The organism is Herbaspirillum sp. Her3, assembly GCF_057961275.1.
Map to the genome: position 1 here is coordinate 3,681,683 of NZ_CM176328.1, position 18,962 is coordinate 3,700,644.

The window sequence follows — 18,962 nt, forward strand, 5'->3', positions numbered from 1 at the left end:
AGATGCCGTCCGGCAAGCGCGGGACGGCATCCTGGGAAACGCTGTACAGCCAGCGGCTGCCTGCGTGAACGGGGAACAGCTTATTTCTTGGAAGCGTCCTGAATCTTCTTGCCTGCTTCTTCCATCTTTTCACCGGTCTTCTGGGCCAGATCCTTGGCGCCTTCCTTGGTCTTCTTGTAGGCTTCCTTGGCATCGGCCTTGGCCTGGTCCAGGGCACTGTCGAGCTTGGAGCCGGAGTCGGCCGCCTGGTCCTTGGACTGGCCGGTCACTTCGTCGAGCTTCTTGCCGGCATCCTGCACGGCGCCATCGATCTTCTTGCCCAGCGTTTCGGCCGGGCCCGGTTCTTCCTTCTTCTGGCAGGCCGCCAGCAGCGAGATGGCGGCCAGACTCAAGGCCGCACCGGCCAGCAGTTTGGACATCTTGTTCATGTTCTCATCCTTTCCATTCATGGTTGGCGATCCCGTCGTGACGGGATTGGGCGTGACGATAGCACAAGGGCAAGCCCCTGCCCGCTGCTGCGAAAATTGCTTACATTTCTTGCAAATCCATCGATCATCGGGAAACGTCGGCAAACATCAGCATTTCCTCGTCCGAGAACCCGGCCGCGCGGCGCGCCTCGATATTGAAGGGACCACGCAAGGGCGGCGCGCGATGGCGCTGGCACAATTCCGCGAAGGTGGTCACCGGATCAAGCTGGCGCTGCTCGCAGAGCCAGTTGAACCAGCGATTGCCGATCAGCACATGCCCGACCTCATCGCGCATGATGATGTCCAGGATCTCGGCGGCCGCCAAGTCGCCCGCCTGGGCCAGCTTGGCCCGCACCGGCGGTGCCGCGTCCAGGCCGCGCGCCTCCAGCGTGCGCGGCACCAGGGCGATACGGGCCAGCACATCGCCCTTGGTCGACTCGGCCATGTCCCACAAGGCGTTGTGGGCGGTGAAGTCGCCATAGGCATGGCCCAGCGTGGCCAGGTGATCGGCCAGCAGGGTGAAGTGATAGGCCTCCTCGTCGGCCACCCGCAGCCAGTCGTCGTAGAAATCGCGCGGCATGCCGGCAAAGCGCCAGACCGCATCCAGCGCCAGGTTGATGGCATTGAATTCGATATGCGCCAAGGCGTGGATCAGCGCCGCCCTGCCCTCGGGCGTGCCCATGGAGCGATGCTTCACCTGCAAGGGCGAGACCAGCTCAGGACGCGCCGGGCGGCCAGGAATGCCACTGCCGGACTCGCTGGCGGCCAGGTCTTCGGTTTCCAGAGGCAAGTGGCCCTGCAGCCAGGCCGCGCGCAAGTCACGCACAAACCTGCACTTGGCGGCGGGGCGCGTTTCCTTCAGGCAAGACAGCGCGGCGCTACGCAGGCTGGTGAATGAAAAGACTTCATCTGGGGACGGGACGTGATCCAAGGAACAGACTTTCAGGGAAGGTAAAATACGGTTGAGGATGATGGCTTTGTCTCCATATGAAGACAAATGTCCGCCAAGACAAGGCATCCACCACCGACCGGCAGGTAACGAGGAGACAATTTTATTATGGCAATCTACCAATTGGCGCAGGACATTCCCGAGATCCACGACACGGCCTTCGTGGCCGAGTCGTCCACGGTGGTGGGCAAGGTCAAGATGGAGGCGCATTCCAGCGTCTGGTTCAACGTGGCCATCCGTGGCGACAATGAACTCATCACCCTCGGCGAGAACAGCAATGTGCAGGAAGGCGCGGTACTGCATACCGACGTCGGCTATCCCATGGTGATCGGCAAGAACGTCACGGTGGGCCACCAGGCCATGCTGCATGGCTGCACCATCGGCGAAGGTGCCCTGATCGGCATCCAGGCGGTGGTGCTCAATGGCGCCAGGATCGGCAAGAACTGCCTGGTCGGCGCCGGCGCCCTGGTGACTGAAGGCAAGGAGTTTCCCGACAACTCCCTGATCATCGGCGCGCCCGCCAAGGCGGTGCGCCAGTTGAGTGAAGAAGATATCGCGCGCATGCGGGCGGGCACCGACAGCTATGTCCAGCGCGCGCAACAGTTCAAGACCCAGCTCAAGCGCATAGCCTGAGCGGTCAAGCAAAGGAAACGATGAAAGACACGCTGCAAAAATTCCTGGTCGACAACGCGCCCGTGCGAGGCGAACTGGTCGAGATTTCCGATACCTGGCGCCAGGTGCAAGCGCGCCGCGACTATCCCGTTGCGGTCCGTACGCTCCTGGGCGAAATGCTGGCCGCCTCGGCCCTGCTGTCGGCCAATCTGAAGTTCAACGGCATGATCGTCATGCAGATCCATGGCGACGGCCCGGTCAAGCTGCTGGTGGTCGAATGCGACTCCGAGCTGCAACTGCGCGCCACCGCCAAGCTGGCCGATGGCGCGGAGATCGCCGACGACGCCACCCTGACCGATCTGGTCAATGCCAACGGCCATGGCCGCTTCGTCATCACCCTCGATCCCAAGGACAAGCTGCCCGGCCAGCAGGCCTACCAGGGCGTGGTGCCGCTGGATGGCCAGAGCGTGGCCACCGTGATCGAGAACTACATGCTGCGTTCCGAACAGCTCGATACCAAGCTCTGGCTGGCCGCCGACGAAAACGTCTCGCGCGGCCTGTTGCTGCAGAAGCTGCCTTCCATCGGCGGCACCGCAGCCCCGACCGCCAAGCCGGAAGGCGAACTGGAAGCCTGGAACCACATGGTCATGCTGGGCGATACGTTGAAGCGCGAGGAATTGCTCTGCACCGACATCGCCACGCTGATGCATCGCCTGTTCTGGGAACAGACCATCCGCGTCTTCGATCCGGTGCATCCGCAATTCCACTGCTCCTGCTCGCGCGAGAAGGTCGGCAACATGCTCAAGATGCTGGGCCAGGAAGAAGTCGCTGAAGCGCTGTCACAGATGGAAAAACTGGCCATCGACTGCGATTTCTGCGGCCAGCATTACGAGTTCGATGCGGTGGATTGCGCCCAGTTGTTCGTGGCTGATGTGGGTGGCGCGAGCGAGGCCGGAGACGCGCGACATTGAGCGGGCGCGCGTGGGTGGAGCAGAAGAATTTCGGGAAAATCGGAAAGAACAAGGTTCCTGCCGACACCGGCAGCCCTCTTTCAAATGGCCAGGTCTATAATCGCCGAATGACTTCCGCCACCCATCTCCTCGCCGACAAATACCCTGTGGCCCGCGACGCCGGCCCGTCCGCCATCGGCCCGCGGACAGAGGAAGAGCAAAAGCTTCTGGCACTGATCGACGAGGGCCAGCAATCCGGCCCCGCGATCGACATCACCATTGACGAGCTCGCCAGTCAACTGCGCGAGCGCATCCGCAACAAGACAGCATGAGCGGTGCGCATGCGCATCCGTTTATCTCCGGTCGCGCAACGCGACATCCTCGACATCACCCACTATTACACTGAACTTTCGCCCCGCCTGGGCGAACGCTTCACGGAAGAACTCACCGCCACCTTACGCAGCCTGACAAGGCAACCCGGCATGGGATCACGGCGCTACGCCCATCTCCTGCCGGATCGCTCGCTGCGGATGTGGCAACTGGATCACTTCCCTTACCTTCTGTTTTATCGCGCGCCGGAAGAAACCTTCAGTCTGCTGCGCGTGCTGCACGAGCGCCATACCCTGCCAGCGGATGCCCTGGATTACTGAAGCCGGGCTTACTCCGCATCCGGCACCAGCAAGGCCATCTGCTCTGCATCCAGATAAGTCCACTCCCCCTCTTCCAGTTCCAGCGCCGCCAGTTGCAAGCCACCAATGGCGGTGCGCTGCAAGGCGCTGCAATGGTTGCCGGCCGCTGCCAGCATGCGCTTGACCTGGTGATACTTGCCTTGCTCCAGCACGATTTCGAGCAGGTTCTCGCCCAACTGGCGGCAACGGGTGGCGGCCAGCGGCGCCGGTTCGTCATGCAGTTGCACGCCCGCCTTCAGTTGGGCAATCAGTGCGTCAGTCACCGGCTCGGCCGTGGTGGCCGCATACACCTTGGGCACGTGGCGCTTGGGCGAGGATTGGGCGTGAATGAAAGCGCCATCGTCCGACATCAGCAGCAAGCCGGTCGTATCGTGATCCAGCCGGCCGACCGGCTGCACGTCGCGCCAGGCGAACTGTTCCGGCAGCAGCGTCAACACCCCCGGATGATGGCTGGGCTTGCGCGAACACTCGATGTTGGGCGGCTTGTGGATGGCGATGTAGACGTGCTCGCGGTATTCCCACTCTTCCTCGAAGATGGTCAGCACCAGGCCGTTGGTGTCAGGCGTGGCGCGGTAATCATCCACCACTTCGCCATTGATCGACACTTCACCATCGTCGATCAGTTCACGGCAATATTTGCGCGAACCGAAACCCTGCGATTGCAGGATGCGGTCCAGGGTCAGCTTGGCCATGTCAGCCTTCTCCTCGTTCGTTTTGTTCTTGCTTGCCGGCCTTGGCCTGCTTCGGTTCCAGAATCTGGCGGGCGATGCCGCGCAGGATGTTGACCTCTTCGGTCTCCAGCTGGGCGCGCGAAAACATGCGCTTCAAGCGCGGCATCAGCTTCTTGGGATTGTCCGGGTTGAGGAAATCGATGGCCACCAACGCCTGCTCCAGATGCGCAAACATGCCCTCGATCTCCGCCACGCTGGCACTCTGCCCGTGAAAGCCCACCTCGCCCGGCGCCCGCGCATCACCGCTGGTCTGCATCGGACCACCCTGCACTTCCAGCTCGGTCATGCGGCATTCATAGGCCAGCACCTGCACCGCCTGCGACAGGTTCAGCGAGGAATACTCGGGATTGGCCGGGATATTGAGCAAGGCATTGCACTTTTGCACCACCTCATTGGGCAGCCCGAAGCGCTCATTGCCGAACAGCAGCGCGGCGTTCAGCCCGGTTTCGCGCGACAGCTGCCCCGCCAGTTCGCGCGGCGAGACTACCGGCGGCGAGAATTCGCGCAAACGGGCGCTGACGGCGGCGGCGAAGTTGCATCCCTGCAACGCTTCTTCCACGCTGCCGACGATGCGTGCATTTTGCAACACATCGATGGCACCGCTGGCGAAGGCAATGGCTTCATCTTCCTTCACCGCATCCGGAAAGCGCGGATTGACCAGCACCAGCTCCGAAAAGCCCATGGTCTTGATGGCCCGTGCGGCCGAGCCGATGTTGCCGGGACTGCTGGTATTGACCAGCACGAAACGCAAACGGCTAAAAAGAGATTGTCCTGACACTTGCTTGTTCATTTAAAATAGCGGGATTCGCGCCCCAGGATCAGACATTGGCAAAACGTCAATATTGCAGCAACGAGGTCAACCCAGGTCGACCGTTGTTGCTGCCCCTGGACTGCATGGCAAACCCGCAAGCATAACAGCCGCGGGTGGCGCAACGCTCATTAATTTCATCGCCGCACTGGTTTGACTGCCGGGTTTCGCCTGGCCAGCTGTTCCGCATGCTTGTCGCGGAGGGCCGGCCGGTCGGCCATGGCGACGATGAGCAACGCAGCCATCGTCTTCGATGGCCGCAATTTTAACGGAACCATCGGAATGATCATCCCACCCATGCTCAATACGGCGATCAAGGCAGCCCGCCGCGCCGCTACCATCATCAACCGCGCGTCCTTCGACGTGTCGCTGCTGAAAGTGTCGAAGAAGGCCCACAACGATTTCGTCACCGAAGTCGACAAGGCTGCCGAGGATGCCATCATCGACGTGCTCAAGAACGCCTACCCCGACCACGCCATCCTGGCCGAGGAATCCGGTGCTTCCGACAACCTGCACGATGAAAACGAAAACGTCTGGATCATCGATCCGCTGGACGGCACCACCAACTTCATCCACGGTTTCCCGCAATACTGCGTCTCGATCGCCCTGCAACAGCGCGGCATCATCACGCAAGCCGTGGTCTACGACCCAACCCGCAACGATCTGTTCACCGCCTCCAAGGGTGCTGGCGCCTACCTGAACGAAAAGCGCATCCGCGTGGGCAAGCGCGACAAGATCGCCGACGCCCTGATCGGTACCGGTTTCCCCTTCCGTGACCTCGATGGCCTGAACGAATACGTCACCATGTTCAAGGTCATGACCGAGCACAGCGCCGGCCTGCGCCGCCCGGGGGCTGCCGCCCTGGACCTGGCCTATGTGGCCGCCGGCCGTCTGGATGGCTTCTTCGAGAAGGGCTTAAAGCCCTGGGACATCGCCGCCGGCTCCCTGCTGGTGACCGAAGCAGGCGGTATCGTGGGCACCTTCAAGGGTGACTCCGACTACCTCTACAAGGGCGACGTCATCGCCGGCAGCCCGAAGATCTTCGCGCAGCAGGTCAATCTGCTGTCCGAATTCGCCTGAACGGCGCTTCTGCAATAACACCGTCTCCTCATTGCGTCCGGCATTGCTGCTATAGTGCGGCTACCGGCGCAGACCGAGGAGACGACATGAGCATCCCATCCCAGCAAGCCAGCAACGAGCAGACCCATTGCGCGTTGCCGCCCGGCTACCACAGCGTCACTCCCTACCTGATCGTCAAGGCCTCGGCTGAAGCCATCGCCTTCTACCGGCGCGCCTTCGACGCGGCCGAGATCATGCGGCTGGACGGCCCGCACGGCAAGGTCTGGCATGCCGAGATCCAGATCGGCAACGCCCGCGTGATGCTGGCCGACGAACATCCCGAACTCGGTTTCCTCAGCCCCCAGACCCTGGGCGGCGCCGGCGTGAGCCTGTTGATCTATGTGGCCGATGTCGATGCGGTCTTTGCCCAGGCCATCGCCGCTGGCGCCGTGCAGCTGCGCCCGGTGCAGAACCAGTTCTACGGCGACCGCTCCGGCACCCTGCGCGATCCCTTCGGCCATGTGTGGTCCATTGCCACCCACGTCGAAGACCTCAGCAATGAAGAAATCTGCGCGCGTTCGCGCGAGATGCTGGCGCGCCGCTGCAAGAAGCTGGCCGACGAAAAGAACTGAACCACCCCCACCAGAATACGCACGAAAGCACCATGCCCTTTGCCCTCAGTGACAACCGCAAGATCCACTATCAGGTCGAGGGCATCGGCCCGCCCCTGCTGCTGCACCACGGCTTTACCAGCAGCCTGGAAGCCTGGCGCTTCTTCGGTTTCACCGCCGCGCTGCGCGAGCACTACCAGGTCATCCTGTTCGATGCCCTGGGCCACGGCCAGAGCGACAAGCCGCATGATCCCGCCGCCTACACCCAACTGCAGCGCTGCCGCGATGCGCTGGCCGTACTCGATGCGGCGGGCATCGAGCGCGCCCATTTCTTCGGCTATTCGCTGGGCGGCTGGGTCGGTTACGGCCTGGTGCGCCATGCGCCCGAACGGCTGCACAGCCTCATCCTGGGCGCAGCGCACCCGTATGAAGATCGCAGCTGGGACGGCTTCCACGGCATCGACGGACGCGACCCGGAAGCCTTCATCGCCACCTTCGAAGGCTTGCTCGACGAACAGATTTCACCGCAGGTGAAGATGCTCATCCGCGCCAATGACCTGGTGGCGCTGGCCGCTGCCGCGCAGCAGCCGCGCCCTTCGCAGGAAGACCTGCTGGCCCGCATGGAACTGCCCTGCCTGCTCTTCTGCGGCGATGCCGATGCCCGCCATACGGCGGTCCAGCGCACGGCGGCCTTGCTGCCGCAGGGAGAATTCGTCAGCTTGCCGGGCGTCACGCACTTCGGCGGACTGATGCAAAGCGCGCTGGTTTTGCCACCGGTGCTCAGCTTTTTGGCGCGCCAGCAAGGATGAGCTGAAGCCCGCAGCTTCTCAAAATAAATCACGTGATGCGCGGGTTGCGCTGTTATACTGCGGCCTGCGCGGCGTATAGCCAGTCAAGTCCGCGCCCTCCTCAAGTTCCAACCCGTTTGCCTGCGACTGGCGCCCTCACGGGGCCACAGGCCAAACCCAATTTCAGAGTCTCATGTCATTTTCCGCGCTCGGCTTGTCCGACGAAATCGTTCGTGCCGTTTCCGAACAAGGCTATACCTCCCCGACCCCGATTCAGGCCCAAGCCGTCCCCGCCGTGCTCTCCGGTGGTGACCTGCTGGCCGGCGCCCAGACCGGCACCGGCAAGACCGCCGGTTTCACCCTGCCGCTGCTGCAACGCTTGTCCACCATGCCGCGCCAGAAGATCAACGGCCACCTGCCCATCCGCGCGCTGATCCTGGCGCCTACCCGCGAACTGGCGGCCCAGGTTGAAGAAAGCGTGCGCCAGTACGGCAAGTACCTGCCGCTGACTTCCGCCTGCATCTTCGGCGGCGTCGGCATCAACCCGCAGATCACGCTGTTGAAGCGCGGCGTGGACATCCTGGTCGCCACTCCCGGCCGCTTGCTGGACCACATGCAGCAAGGCACCGTGAACCTGCAGCACATCCAGATCCTGGTGCTGGACGAAGCCGACCGCATGCTGGACATGGGTTTCATCCGCGACATCCGCAAGGTGCTGGCCGCCCTGCCGCCCAAGCGCCAGAACCTGCTGTTCTCGGCCACCTTCGCCGATGAAATCAAGAAGCTGGCCGACAGCCTCCTGAACAATCCGGCCCTGATCGAAGTGGCGCGCCGCAACTCCACCGTGGAAGTGATCGCCCAGAAGATCCACCCGGTCGACCGCGACAAGAAGCACCCCATGCTGGCGCACCTGATCAAGACCCACCAATGGAAGCAGGTGTTGGTCTTCACCCGCACCAAGCACGGCGCCAACAAGCTGGTCGAACAGCTGGCCCGCGACGGCATCACCGCCATGGCGATCCACGGCAACAAGAGCCAGTCGGCCCGCACCAAGGCGCTGGCCGAATTCAAGGACGGCAAGCTGACCGCCCTGATCGCCACCGACATCGCCGCACGCGGCATCGACATCGACCAGTTGCCGCACGTGGTCAACTATGACCTGCCCAACGTGCCCGAAGACTACGTCCACCGCATCGGCCGTACCGGCCGTGCCGGCGCTACCGGCGAAGCCGTGTCGCTGGTCTGCGTGGATGAACGCGACCTGCTGCACGACATCGAGCGTTTCATCAAGCGCGAAATCCCGGTGGAAGTCATTGCCGGATTCGAACCCGACCCGACCGCCAAGCCGCAGCCGATCCAGCTGCGCAGCGGCCAGGGCCGTCACCAGAACGGCGGCGGACGTGGCGGCCAGCGCAGCGCACCGCGCAAGCCTGCGGGCAATGGCAATGCATCGGCACCCAAGCCGGCCAGCGGCAACGCCGGCCATGGCGGCCAGGCGGCCAAGCCGCGCGCTGCGGGTGGCGGTAACGGCAATGCCAATGGCAATGCCGCACGTGGCCAGGGTGGACGTGGCAATGGAGGCGGCAATGGCAGCAACAACGCCAACCGTGCGCCCAAGCCGGCCAATGCCAACAGCCAGCCGCGCAATGCCGGCCAGCAGCAACGCCAGGGCGGTCCGCGTCCGTCGGCGCTGACCCATGGCGGACAGCGCGCAGCGGGCAAATAAGACCGCTTCGTTCATCCCCCATCACGATCAAGGGAAGACATGAGTGTGACCGTCATCAAGGCCGACCTCGGCAACGCCGCCCACGCGGCAGCGCTGTTCGAGACCCTCAATGCCTACGCTTGCGACGCCATGGGCGGGGGCAAGCCGCTCTCCGGCTACGTGCGCGAGAACCTGGCCGCCGAGCTGAAGAAACGTCCCACTGCGCACGTCTTCCTGGCCTTCGATGGCGAGACTCCGGCCGGTCTGGCGACCTGCATTGAAGGTTTTTCCACCTTCGCCTGCAAGCCGCTGCTGAACCTGCATGACCTGGCCGTGATGCCGGCCTATCGCGGCCAGGGCGTGGCCAGGCTGCTGCTGGCGGCGGTCGAGGAAGAAGCCCGCAAGCTGGGCTGCTGCAAGCTCACCCTGGAAGTCCTGGAAGGCAATGCAGTGGCGCGGTCGCTGTACCGTTCCTGCGGCTTCGAGGGTTACGAACTCAAAGCGGAAACTGGCAAGGCCATGTTCATGCAAAAGCCACTGGCCTGAGGACTGCCTGCCTGAACGGAAATGCCCGCATCTGGCGATGCGGGCATTTTTCGTTTTTAGGCCTGATCCTTCACGCCGCATCAGCCCCTGTGCGCCAGGCCCCGGATATCACACCGGGCCGCATGCACAAACTTTCATACGGCCGTTTAGCCACGCCCGGCGCGGGTTCCAGCCTGGCCCCAGGATGCGTACCATCAAGCCGCCATCGCCATCCCGCGCGACTTCCCGGAGCTGAGATAGCTGGCGATGGAATCCTGCGTCACTTCGCCCACATAGCTGCCATCGTTGGCGATGACCGGCATCCAGCTGGTGCTGTGCTTGTACATCTTGGAGAGCACCACGCGCAGGTTCTCGTCCGGATCGGCATTCATGGTGAAGGGACGCACCTTGTCCTCGGCCACGCCCGTGTTGCCGCGCACGTCACGGCGGGTGAGGTAGCCCAGGGCACGGTTGTCGGCATCGATGATGGTCAGGTAGCGCGCATCCTGGTCATCCATCAGCGCCAGGGCCTGGTCGCAGGACACGTCCGGCTGGGCCGTCGCCGGGGTGGTCGCGGCTTCGCCGGCACGCACCAGCAACAGGCGCTTCAGGGTGTGATCCTGGCCCACGAAGGCGCTGACGAAATCATCCTTCGGGCGCGCCAGCAAGGTATCGGGATTGTCGAACTGCACCAGCTTGCCGGCGCGAAAGACCGCCACCTTGTCGCCCAGCTTGATGGCTTCGTCGATGTCGTGGCTGACCATGATGACGGTCTTGTTCAACTGCCGTTGCATCTGGAAGAACTCATTCTGGATCGATTCGCGGTTGATCGGATCGACCGCGCCAAAGGGTTCATCCATGAGCAGTACCGGCGCGTCAGCGGCCAGCGCGCGGATGACGCCGATACGCTGCTGCTGCCCGCCGGACAATTCACGCGGATAGCGCTTCAGGAATTTCTTCGGATCCAGTGCCACCATGGCCATCAGCTCGGTCGCACGTTCCTGGCAGCGCCTCTTGTCCCAGCCCAAGAGGCGCGGGACGATGGTGATGTTTTCCTCGATGGTCATGTTGGGGAACAGGCCGATCTGCTGGATCACATAACCGATGTGACGGCGCAGTTCCACTTCATCGATGCCGGAGGTGTCCTGGCCGTTCAGCAGCACGCGGCCCGAGGTCGGGTTGATCAAGCGATTGATCATCTTCAGCGTAGTGGTCTTGCCGCATCCCGAGGGGCCGAGGAAGACGCAGATCTCGCCTTCGGCCACCTTCAGGCTGACGGCATCCACCGCCTTGACCTGGGTGCCATCCTTTTGGGTGTAGGTCTTACTTAGTTGGTCCAGTTCGATCATTTTTGTACTCCTTTCGGTGTCAGGATTTTCTGCAGACGTTGCAGCAAGGTGTCCGCGATGATGGCCAGCACGCTGATCATCACCGCGCCCACCACGAGTTTTTGCATGTTGCTCTGGCTGATGGCATGCAGGATCAGCACGCCCAGCCCGCCCGCGCCAATGACGGCGGCAATGGCCATCACGCCAATGTTCATCACTACCGCCGTGCGCACGCCGCCCAGGATCACCGGAACGGCCAGCGGCAGATCCACCATGCGCAGGCGCTGCCAGAAGGTCATGCCGATGCCGATGCCGGCTTCCTTGATGCCGGCTTCGATGTTCTCCAGCGCCAGATAGGTGTTGCGCATGATCGGCAGCAGCGAATACAGGAACACGGCCGTGATGGCCGGCAAGGGCCCGATGCCGGCACCGAAGTGTGAGAACACCGGGATCATCAGGCCGAACAGCGCAATCGAGGGCAGCGTCAGCACGATGGTCGCCAGTCCCATCAAGGGACCGGCCAGCCAGCGCACCCGCACGATCAGGATGCCCAGCGGCACCCCGATGGCAATGGCCAGGCTCACCGCGATGCCCACCAGTTCAAGATGCTGCAGGGTCAGGTCGAGGATGTTGCGCCAGTCCGAGTGCAGGTATTGGAAGATGTTCATGGTTCCCTCCTCAGATCAGGCCGGCTTGCTTCAGGAAATCCGACGCCACCTTGGCCACGGGCTCCTGGTCGATGTCGACGCGCTTGTTCAGCTCGGTCATGGTGGCCGTGTCGATCTTGGCGGCCAGTTCGTTCAATTGATCGGCCAGCTTGGGGTTCTTCTCCAGCACCTCCTGGCGCACCACCGGGGTGGCCTTGTAGGCGGCAAAGTAACCCTTGTCATCCTCCAGCAATTGCAGGTCGAAGCCCTTGATGCGGCCATCGGAGGCATAGGTCAGGCCGACGAACAATTGTTCATTCTTCAGCGCCGTGTAGACCAGTCCCGGGTCCATCTGCTTGACCTCGCTGCGGTCCAGCTTGAAGCCGTACAGATCCTGCATCGGCCCCAGGCCATCGGGACGCGAGGCGAACTCGTAGTCCACGCCCATGAGGTGCGGCTTGCCGCCCTCCTTCTCATCTTCGTTGATGCGGTTGGCCAGGTCCTGCAGCGAGCGGATGTGGTACTTCTCGGCCAGCTCGCGCGGCATGGCGAAGGCGTAGGTGTTGTTCAGTTCGGACTCATTGAGCCAGGTCAGGCCGCGTGGCGCGTCCAGTGCCTTGACCTTCTGGTAGATCTGCTCGGAATCGAGCTTGTCCTCGATGTGGTTGTAGACGATCAGGGCGGTGCCGGTGTAGTCCCAGACGATATCGAGCTGGCCGCTTTCCAAGGCCGAGCGCATCAGGGTGGTGCCGAGACCGTTCTTCAGTTCGGTGTCGTAACCCTTGGCGCGCAGATATTGCGCGGTCATGTCCGAGAGCAGCAATTGCTCGGTGAAGTTCTTGCCGCCGATGACCAGGTTCTGTGCCTGCGCACGCGTCGCGCTGAACAGGGTCAGCGCCAGGGCGCACAGGGCATATTTTGCGATGGTCTTTTTTGTCATGCTTTCCTCTCTACCGCTGTGCCCGATGCTGCCGGCATGCGGTCGTTCTTGTGATGGCAATGTGCGTGCTCAGGTCCGCAAGCCGCGACGGGCCAGATAGAAACCGGAGAGCGACGTCACCAGGGCATCCAGCACCAGCGCCAGCAAGGCAGTAGCCGCCGCACCCAGCAGCAACTGGCCGTGATTGTTCAGGTAGATGCCAGGGAAGATCAGGCCACCCAGGCTCTCGCCGCCGATCAGCATCGACAGCGGTGCGGTCCCGACATTGATCGCCAGCGCCGTGCGTACGCCACCGACGATGATGGGCAGCGCATTGGGCAGCTCCACCCGCAACAGGATCTGGTGCGGCTTCATGCCGATGCCGCGCGCGGCTTCCTTCATGGCGGCCGGCACGTTCTTCAAGCCCTCGTAGGTATTGCGCACGATGGGCAGCAGCGACGCCAGCCACAAGGCCAGGATGGTCGGGCCATTGCCGATGCCGAAGGCGGCCAATGCCAGCGCCAGCACGGCGATGGAAGGAATGGTGTTGCCGATGTTGAAGATCTGGATGAACTTCTCTGCACTGCGCTGCGCGCCCGGGCGGGACAGCGCGATACCGGCCGGAATGCCGGTGATCAGGGCCAGCACCATCGAACTGAAGACCAGTTCCAGATGCTTGCCGGTGTAGTACACCAGGTCACCGCGATATTTCTGGATGACGTCCGGGCCTATCCACCAGACCAGGCCTGCAAGGACCAGCGCAAAACCGAACGCGCCGGCGAAGACGTGACGAACACGTGTCATGTTACCCCCTGTTGGTATAGCCGAGGCGACATGACGCCGCTACGACGGGTTTCTGGGATCAAGTTTTAAAGGGTTCGCTTGCCCTGCTGGGCGTATCGTTTGGATGCGAACCGAAAGCTGCAAAGGCAGCGATGAAACCGAAGCGACGAAGCCAGCCTCGGCATGATGCATACCGGACAGGGATGGGAACGGGTCACCGTGGAGAACGGGAGAGCATTCGCGCTGCCAGCCGGAAATTTGGACAACCCGCACTCTGCGGATCGGACGCTGCTAAAGGGTCGTTGTTGAACAAGTGATGTCGCGAAGACAAACGATAGTTTAATGCAATCGCTTAATGCTGTCCAGCAATGTAGCAATGTAAATCGATAACTTACAGATCTGAAGCACTTTTAAAAGTTCCCAACGGCAGTCAATATGCTGTCAAAAGTAGTCATCGTGAAAACCGCCAGTTCGGCGCTATCCCTTGCCCCATGGGGGCTCCGGCCGAGCTTGACGGTTGAGCAACATGGGCAAAAAAAATCGCCGCCCCTTGTTCAAGGGCCGGCGATTTTTTTTCTTGAGAGGCTGCGCCCCTTCGATGATGCACGATCAGCGCAGGGCACCAAACACCTTGCCGATGATGGCGCTGCCGGTCCCCACAGGATCCTTGCGGATGGCTTTTTCTTCTTCACCGATCATCAGGAACAGGCCATCCAGCGCGCGCTGGGTGACGTAGCCTTCCACCGTGCTCTGCTCGGCGCTGACCAGCCCGGACCTGGCGACCTGGCCCATGACGGCGTTGTAGCGGCCGGAGAGGCCGTTCTTGTCGGTGATCTGCTTGACGATGGGCAGGAACTTCACGGCCAGTTCGCCCGAGGTTTTCTGACGGAAGAAATCGGTGACCGAGGTATCGCCCCCGGCCAGGATGTTCTTGGCATCGGCCACCGACATCGACTTGACCGCATTGATCAGCAGCGGCTTGGCCAGCGGCACGGCGGCTTCGGCGGCGTGGTTCATGTCGGCTACCAGGCCATCGACCTGGCCACCCATGCCGGTCATGCGCAAGAGCGGCATGGCTTGTTCCAGGGCGCCGGGCAGCTGGATCTTCACCTTGTCATTGCCGAGGAAGCCATCGGGCCGGCCGAGATTGGCGACAGCCGTGCTGGCGCCCTTCTCCAGCGCGGCTTTCAGGCCGGCGGTAGCGTCCTGGTTGCTCAGATCGGAAAGGGAAAAGGCGAAAGCGCCGCAGCAGGCCAGCAAGAGGCTGGCCGCCAGCGTACGGCGCACTGCAGAAATGGGAGAAAGGGACATGCGCGACTCCAGGGTTCAGGATGCCGGGATGATAACAGCCCGGCCCTGCCCTCGCCTTCATTTGCCGCGCGACAGCTCCAGCCCGGCATTGCGCGGCAGCTTGCCGCTGATCGGCACGGAGGCCACCGAGAACAGGCCGATGACCAGGAAGGCCGGCCAGAAGTCGGTCTCCACGATGGTGGCATGGCCCTGCAGGTGGTTCGACAATTGCAGCACGATGCCCGCCACCGTCACGCCCAGGCCCAGCGACAGTTGCTGGATCACGCTGGCCAGGCTGGTAACGCGGCCAGCGTCGCGGTTGTCGATGTCGGCGTAGGCGATGGAATTCAGGCAAGTGAACTGCAGCGCCGGGAACACCCCGCCCATCAACACGATGGTGACGATGAGCAGATAAGGCGTATGCATGCTGAAGATGCCATAGGCCGCCAGCGCAATGCCGGCAAACACCGCATTGACCATCAGCACGGTACGGAAACCATAGCGACGCAGCACCCGGCTGGCCAGCAGGCGAATGAAGAGCGAGCCGAAGGCCGAGGCACAGGTGATGCTGCCAGCCTGGAAAGCGGTCATGCCCAGCCCTTCCTGCAAGGCCAGCGGCAACAGGAAAGGCACTGCACCCAGGCCGATGCGAAACAGCGAGCCGCCCACCACGCTGGCATGCAGCGTGGGGATGCGCAGCAGGCGGAAGTCCAGCAGCGGATACGGGATCTGGGTGGAATGGCGGTAATACATCACCAGCGCAATGGCGCCGATGGAACACATGGCCACCGGCGTAGCGCCATCGACGAGATGGCTGCCGAAGAGCGACAGGCCCAGCATGATCATGGCCGCGCCCACCGAGGTGAGCACAAAACCCTTCACATCCAAGGGGGCGGGATCCTCTTCCTTGAAGTTCTGGATGAAGCGATTGGCCAGGTACAAACCCAGGAAGCAGAACGGGATGTTGATCAGGAACACCCAGCGCCAGTGGAAGTAAGTCGTGATGAAGCCACCCAAAAGCGGCCCGACCACCGGGCCCAGGAGCGCCGGCAAGGTGAGGTAGCTGACTGCCTTGACCAGCTCGGATTTATCGACCGAACGGGCGATGATGACCCGCCCCACCGGCACCATCATGGCCCCGCCGATGCCCTGCAGGAAGCGCGCGGCCACGAAGGTCACCAGCGAACCGGAGATGGCGCAGAGGATGGAGCCGGTCATGAAGACGATCATGGCCGCGCTGAAGACCTTGCGTGCGCCCAGCTTGTCGGCCATCCAGCCCGAGATCGGGATGAACACGCCCAGCGCCGCGACGTAGGCCGTCATGGCCAGCTTCAGGGTGATCGGGTCTTGGTTGAGGTCCCGCGCCAGGGCGGGGAGCGAGGTGGCCAGCACGGTGGCGTCCATGTTTTCCATGAACAGCGCACAGCCGACAATGAGCGGAATGAGCAGCGAAGGTCGCACGATTGGCAACAGGGCGGAGGACAGTGACGGAATTCCCGGGAGGTTCTTGCCCCTCCGGAAGTCCAAGAGTTTAACCCAGTTGGCCTTTTCTTGCGGGCAAGCCGTCGGATCGGTGCAACGATATGAAGCCTTTAGAAGACAGATTGCCGCTGGATGGGAAGTTTCTTCACCTTGCAAACAGGGCACTTTACGGATGAGCCCGTGTCACAATGCAGCGCGACGCCCAGTGCGAAGCAATCTTCATATCACCCTGTTACCTGCCTCACCCTCATTTGGAGCCTGGATGAACAACGACACCCACAGCAAAACCCTGGGCTATCTGCTCTGGATCTTCGGATTCCTTGGAGCACACCGTTTCTACTATGGCAAGCCGGTCACCGGCACGATCTGGTTCTTCACGCTGGGCCTGTTCGGCATCGGCTGGCTGGTGGACCTGTTCCTGATCCCCTCGATGGACCGCGAGGCCGATCGCCGTTTCGTGGCCGGCGACATCAACTATTCGGTGGCCTGGCTGCTGCTGACCTTCCTGGGCCTCTTCGGCGCCCATCGCATGTACATGGGCAAGTGGATCAGCGGCATCGTGTATTTCTTCACGGGCGGCTTCTTCCTGCTGGGCGTGCTCTACGACTTCTGGACCTTGAACGCCCAGATATCCGAACGCAATCACGGCGCCCGCAGCTGAGCCGCGGCCCTACTTCTTCATCGCCTTCATGCGCCTGGCGGCCAGCTCCACGGTGTGGAGCTGCTGCTTGCGCTTCATCGATTTCCAGTCCTTGATTTCATCCCGGGTGCGGCCGCAGCCGGTACAGATTTCGTGCTTGAGCTTGCAGAGTGATACACAGGGGCTCTTGACGTCTTTTCCCAATTCCGTCTTCCACTTCATTCATGACAGACCCGACTGTACTGCAATGCGGCGAAGGCTGCTGGCGGCTTGGTGAAGCAAAGGGAAACCGACCGGCACAGGCCAATAAAAAGGCCCGCATCCTTGCGAATGCGGGCCAGCCCACGACTACCTTTACTACTTGCTACGGTTGGAACAGCCGCCTGCTTTCCCCGAGTACCAGTCTTTCAAGCAAGCGACTGAACGGGAGTATCCGGATTTAGACGGGCCGTGAGGATAGGAAAAGTCTGAAAAATCAGAATTAAGTTGTGCTGGACTGCCAATCTGTTTTGCCAGATTGTCATTCCTTATCGGAATTATCCGATTTTCCGGATTTTTCTGGCTTGTCCTGTTTGTCCTGCTTGAAACGCGTCACCAGCAACTGGTTGATGCGATTGCCCTCGATGTCCACCACCTCGAACTTGAAATCCGAAAAGAGTACGAAATCGGTCTTCTTCGGAATCTTGCGCAGCATGTACATGATGAAGCCGGACAAGGTTTCATAGCCGACCGGATTGGGATATTCCTCGATGTCCAGTTCGTTCATCACGTCGTTCAAGGGCGTCAGGCCATCCATGAGCCAGGAGTTTTCATCCCGCCGCACGATCTGCTGCTCTTCCTCGGTGATGGCCAGCAGATTGCCCATCAGCACCCCGGTCACGTCGGTAATGCTGATGATGCCCACCACCAGCGCATATTCATTGACCACGATGGCCAGGTCTTCATCCATGGCCTTCATGCGTTCCAGCACTTCCCACAGGTTCAGGCTGTCGGGAATGGACAGCGGCGTATGCACCAGCCCCTTGTCGGCCAGGGAGAATTGTTCACCCTTGAGCAGGCGCTTCAATACATCCTTGCTGTCGATGTAGCCCAGCACCGCATCGATGTTGCCCTCGCAGACCAGGAAGCGCGAATGCGGATGGTCGATGATCTTCTGGCGGATCATGTCTTCGCTGTCGGTCAGCAGGAAATAGACGATGCTGTCGCGCGGCGTCATGGCCGAGGGCACGTAGCGGCTTTCCAGCTCGAACACGTTTTCGATCAGGTGATGCTCTTGCGTGAGCAGCACGCCGGCCTGGGCACCGGCATCGACCATGGCATGGATCTCGTTGGGCGTGATGACTTCCTGGCGCACCTGCGGCAAACCGAACAGCGTAAAGATCCACTTCGACAGACTGTTGAAGAACCACACCAGCGGCTTGAACAGGGTTTCCAGCAGCAGCATGGGCTTGACCAGCGCCACCGCCGCGCGCTCGGGCGCCACCATCGCCAGCCGCTTGGGCATGAGGTCGGCAAAGAGGATGAAGAAAGCCGTCACCACCAGGAAGGACATCGCAAAGCTGACGTTTTCCAGCATGGGGCCGGTGTAGAAGGTGCTGACGAGCTCGCGCATGTGGGGTGTCAGGGCCGGTTCGCCCACCACGCCGCCCAGGATGGCCACGGCATTGAGGCCGATTTGCACCACCGTGAAGAAGTTGCCCGGCTGGGCTTGCAGCGACAGCACGCGGTCGGCGTTGTGGACGCCTTCCTTGGACATCATCTCAAGACGGATCTTGCGCGAGGCGGCGATGGAAATCTCGGCGCAGGAAAGAAAGGCGCTGACCACGACCAGGAGCAGGATCAGCAGCAGACTGGTGAATATGCTCATGTTGTTCTTATCTCATTGATTTGACGTGACATTCTCTCGCGCAACGGGGAGAAAAAGCAAATTCACGCCAATCGCGGGGCGCATGAAGCCTTGCGCCTGCCCCGCATGAGAT

General features: G+C 61.9%; 22 protein-coding genes. 10 read left to right on the plus strand and 12 right to left on the minus strand.

Features of this window, described 5'->3' with window-relative positions; genetic code table 11:
* Positions 1 to 80 precede the first annotated feature (80 nt).
* A complete protein-coding gene (locus ACVC5H_RS16865; RefSeq protein WP_489618945.1) occupies positions 81 to 428 on the minus strand; it encodes a hypothetical protein in 348 nt (115 codons plus the stop codon).
* A gap of 124 nt (positions 429 to 552) precedes the next feature.
* Complete coding sequence (locus ACVC5H_RS16870; protein WP_489618946.1) at positions 553 to 1,398, minus strand: ferritin-like domain-containing protein; 846 nt, start codon at positions 1,396 to 1,398, stop codon at positions 553 to 555.
* A gap of 126 nt (positions 1,399 to 1,524) precedes the next feature.
* Between ACVC5H_RS16870 and ACVC5H_RS16875 the strand changes: the two genes are divergently transcribed.
* From ACVC5H_RS16875 to ACVC5H_RS16890, 4 genes are read left to right on the plus strand one after another with little or no spacing between them, the layout of a single operon-like run.
* Positions 1,525 to 2,049 (plus strand): gamma carbonic anhydrase family protein, encoded by a 525-nt coding sequence (locus tag ACVC5H_RS16875; RefSeq protein ID WP_489618947.1) that lies wholly within the window; start codon positions 1,525 to 1,527, stop codon positions 2,047 to 2,049.
* Between the two features lie 20 nt (positions 2,050 to 2,069).
* On the plus strand, positions 2,070 to 2,999 hold the full coding sequence (gene hslO, locus ACVC5H_RS16880) for an Hsp33 family molecular chaperone HslO (RefSeq protein WP_489618948.1): 930 nt from the start codon (positions 2,070 to 2,072) through the stop codon (positions 2,997 to 2,999).
* A 14-nt stretch (positions 3,000 to 3,013) separates the two neighbouring features.
* Complete coding sequence (locus tag ACVC5H_RS16885; protein ID WP_489618949.1) at positions 3,014 to 3,310, plus strand: hypothetical protein; 297 nt, start codon at positions 3,014 to 3,016, stop codon at positions 3,308 to 3,310.
* Positions 3,311 to 3,319: 9 nt separating this feature from the next.
* On the plus strand, positions 3,320 to 3,628 hold the full coding sequence (locus ACVC5H_RS16890) for a type II toxin-antitoxin system RelE/ParE family toxin (protein WP_489618950.1): 309 nt from the start codon (positions 3,320 to 3,322) through the stop codon (positions 3,626 to 3,628).
* 8 nt (positions 3,629 to 3,636) lie between these two features.
* On the opposite strand, the gene ACVC5H_RS16895 is transcribed toward ACVC5H_RS16890, so the two are convergent.
* Positions 3,637 to 4,359 (minus strand): pseudouridine synthase, encoded by a 723-nt coding sequence (locus ACVC5H_RS16895; protein ID WP_489618951.1) that lies wholly within the window; start codon positions 4,357 to 4,359, stop codon positions 3,637 to 3,639.
* A gap of 1 nt (position 4,360) precedes the next feature.
* Positions 4,361 to 5,188, minus strand: coding sequence for an RNA methyltransferase (locus tag ACVC5H_RS16900; RefSeq protein WP_489618952.1), 828 nt, complete (start codon positions 5,186 to 5,188; stop codon positions 4,361 to 4,363).
* 300 nt (positions 5,189 to 5,488) lie between these two features.
* Here ACVC5H_RS16900 and ACVC5H_RS16905 point away from each other — a divergent pair, with 300 nt between their 5' ends.
* From ACVC5H_RS16905 to ACVC5H_RS16925, 5 genes are all read left to right on the plus strand, one after another.
* A complete protein-coding gene (locus ACVC5H_RS16905; RefSeq protein WP_489618953.1) occupies positions 5,489 to 6,286 on the plus strand; it encodes an inositol monophosphatase family protein in 798 nt (265 codons plus the stop codon).
* 86 nt (positions 6,287 to 6,372) lie between these two features.
* Positions 6,373 to 6,897 carry a VOC family protein gene (locus ACVC5H_RS16910; RefSeq protein ID WP_489618954.1) on the plus strand — a complete coding sequence of 175 codons (525 nt, stop codon included), beginning with the start codon at positions 6,373 to 6,375 and terminating at the stop codon, positions 6,895 to 6,897.
* A 32-nt stretch (positions 6,898 to 6,929) separates the two neighbouring features.
* Positions 6,930 to 7,685, plus strand: a complete 756-nt coding sequence (locus ACVC5H_RS16915) for an alpha/beta fold hydrolase (protein ID WP_489618955.1) — start codon at positions 6,930 to 6,932, stop codon at positions 7,683 to 7,685.
* A gap of 172 nt (positions 7,686 to 7,857) precedes the next feature.
* Positions 7,858 to 9,390 (plus strand): DEAD/DEAH box helicase, encoded by a 1,533-nt coding sequence (locus tag ACVC5H_RS16920; protein WP_489618956.1) that lies wholly within the window; start codon positions 7,858 to 7,860, stop codon positions 9,388 to 9,390.
* A 39-nt stretch (positions 9,391 to 9,429) separates the two neighbouring features.
* Entirely contained in the window at positions 9,430 to 9,915 is a 486-nt protein-coding gene (locus ACVC5H_RS16925; RefSeq protein WP_489618957.1) for a GNAT family N-acetyltransferase, read from the plus strand.
* Between the two features lie 194 nt (positions 9,916 to 10,109).
* Here the strand turns inward: ACVC5H_RS16925 and ACVC5H_RS16930 are convergent, their stop codons facing one another.
* The 6 genes from ACVC5H_RS16930 to ACVC5H_RS16955 all read right to left on the minus strand — a co-directional run bounded on the left by ACVC5H_RS16930 (position 10,110) and on the right by ACVC5H_RS16955 (position 16,265).
* On the minus strand, positions 10,110 to 11,243 hold the full coding sequence (locus ACVC5H_RS16930) for an ABC transporter ATP-binding protein (protein WP_489618958.1): 1,134 nt from the start codon (positions 11,241 to 11,243) through the stop codon (positions 10,110 to 10,112).
* A complete protein-coding gene (locus ACVC5H_RS16935) occupies positions 11,240 to 11,890 on the minus strand; it encodes an ABC transporter permease (protein ID WP_489618959.1) in 651 nt (216 codons plus the stop codon). Before ACVC5H_RS16935 ends, ACVC5H_RS16930 begins: the two co-directional genes overlap by 4 nt.
* 10 nt (positions 11,891 to 11,900) lie before the next feature.
* Entirely contained in the window at positions 11,901 to 12,809 is a 909-nt protein-coding gene (locus tag ACVC5H_RS16940; protein ID WP_489618960.1) for a glycine betaine ABC transporter substrate-binding protein, read from the minus strand.
* Between the two features lie 69 nt (positions 12,810 to 12,878).
* A complete protein-coding gene (locus tag ACVC5H_RS16945) occupies positions 12,879 to 13,592 on the minus strand; it encodes an ABC transporter permease (protein ID WP_489618961.1) in 714 nt (237 codons plus the stop codon).
* A gap of 588 nt (positions 13,593 to 14,180) precedes the next feature.
* Positions 14,181 to 14,882: a DUF4197 domain-containing protein gene (locus ACVC5H_RS16950; protein ID WP_489618962.1), complete on the minus strand. Its 702-nt coding sequence runs from the start codon at positions 14,880 to 14,882 to the stop codon at positions 14,181 to 14,183.
* Between the two features lie 57 nt (positions 14,883 to 14,939).
* Positions 14,940 to 16,265 carry an MFS transporter gene (locus ACVC5H_RS16955; protein WP_489622715.1) on the minus strand — a complete coding sequence of 442 codons (1,326 nt, stop codon included), beginning with the start codon at positions 16,263 to 16,265 and terminating at the stop codon, positions 14,940 to 14,942.
* Between the two features lie 340 nt (positions 16,266 to 16,605).
* Here ACVC5H_RS16955 and ACVC5H_RS16960 point away from each other — a divergent pair, with 340 nt between their 5' ends.
* A complete protein-coding gene (locus ACVC5H_RS16960) occupies positions 16,606 to 17,004 on the plus strand; it encodes an NINE protein (protein WP_489618963.1) in 399 nt (132 codons plus the stop codon).
* Positions 17,005 to 17,013: 9 nt separating this feature from the next.
* On the opposite strand, the gene ACVC5H_RS16965 is transcribed toward ACVC5H_RS16960, so the two are convergent.
* Positions 17,014 to 17,205 carry a DUF1289 domain-containing protein gene (locus tag ACVC5H_RS16965; RefSeq protein WP_338718905.1) on the minus strand — a complete coding sequence of 64 codons (192 nt, stop codon included), beginning with the start codon at positions 17,203 to 17,205 and terminating at the stop codon, positions 17,014 to 17,016.
* 298 nt (positions 17,206 to 17,503) lie between these two features.
* Positions 17,504 to 18,850: a polyamine export protein PaeA gene (gene paeA, locus ACVC5H_RS16970; RefSeq protein ID WP_489618964.1), complete on the minus strand. Its 1,347-nt coding sequence runs from the start codon at positions 18,848 to 18,850 to the stop codon at positions 17,504 to 17,506.
* Positions 18,851 to 18,962: the final 112 nt, after the last annotated feature.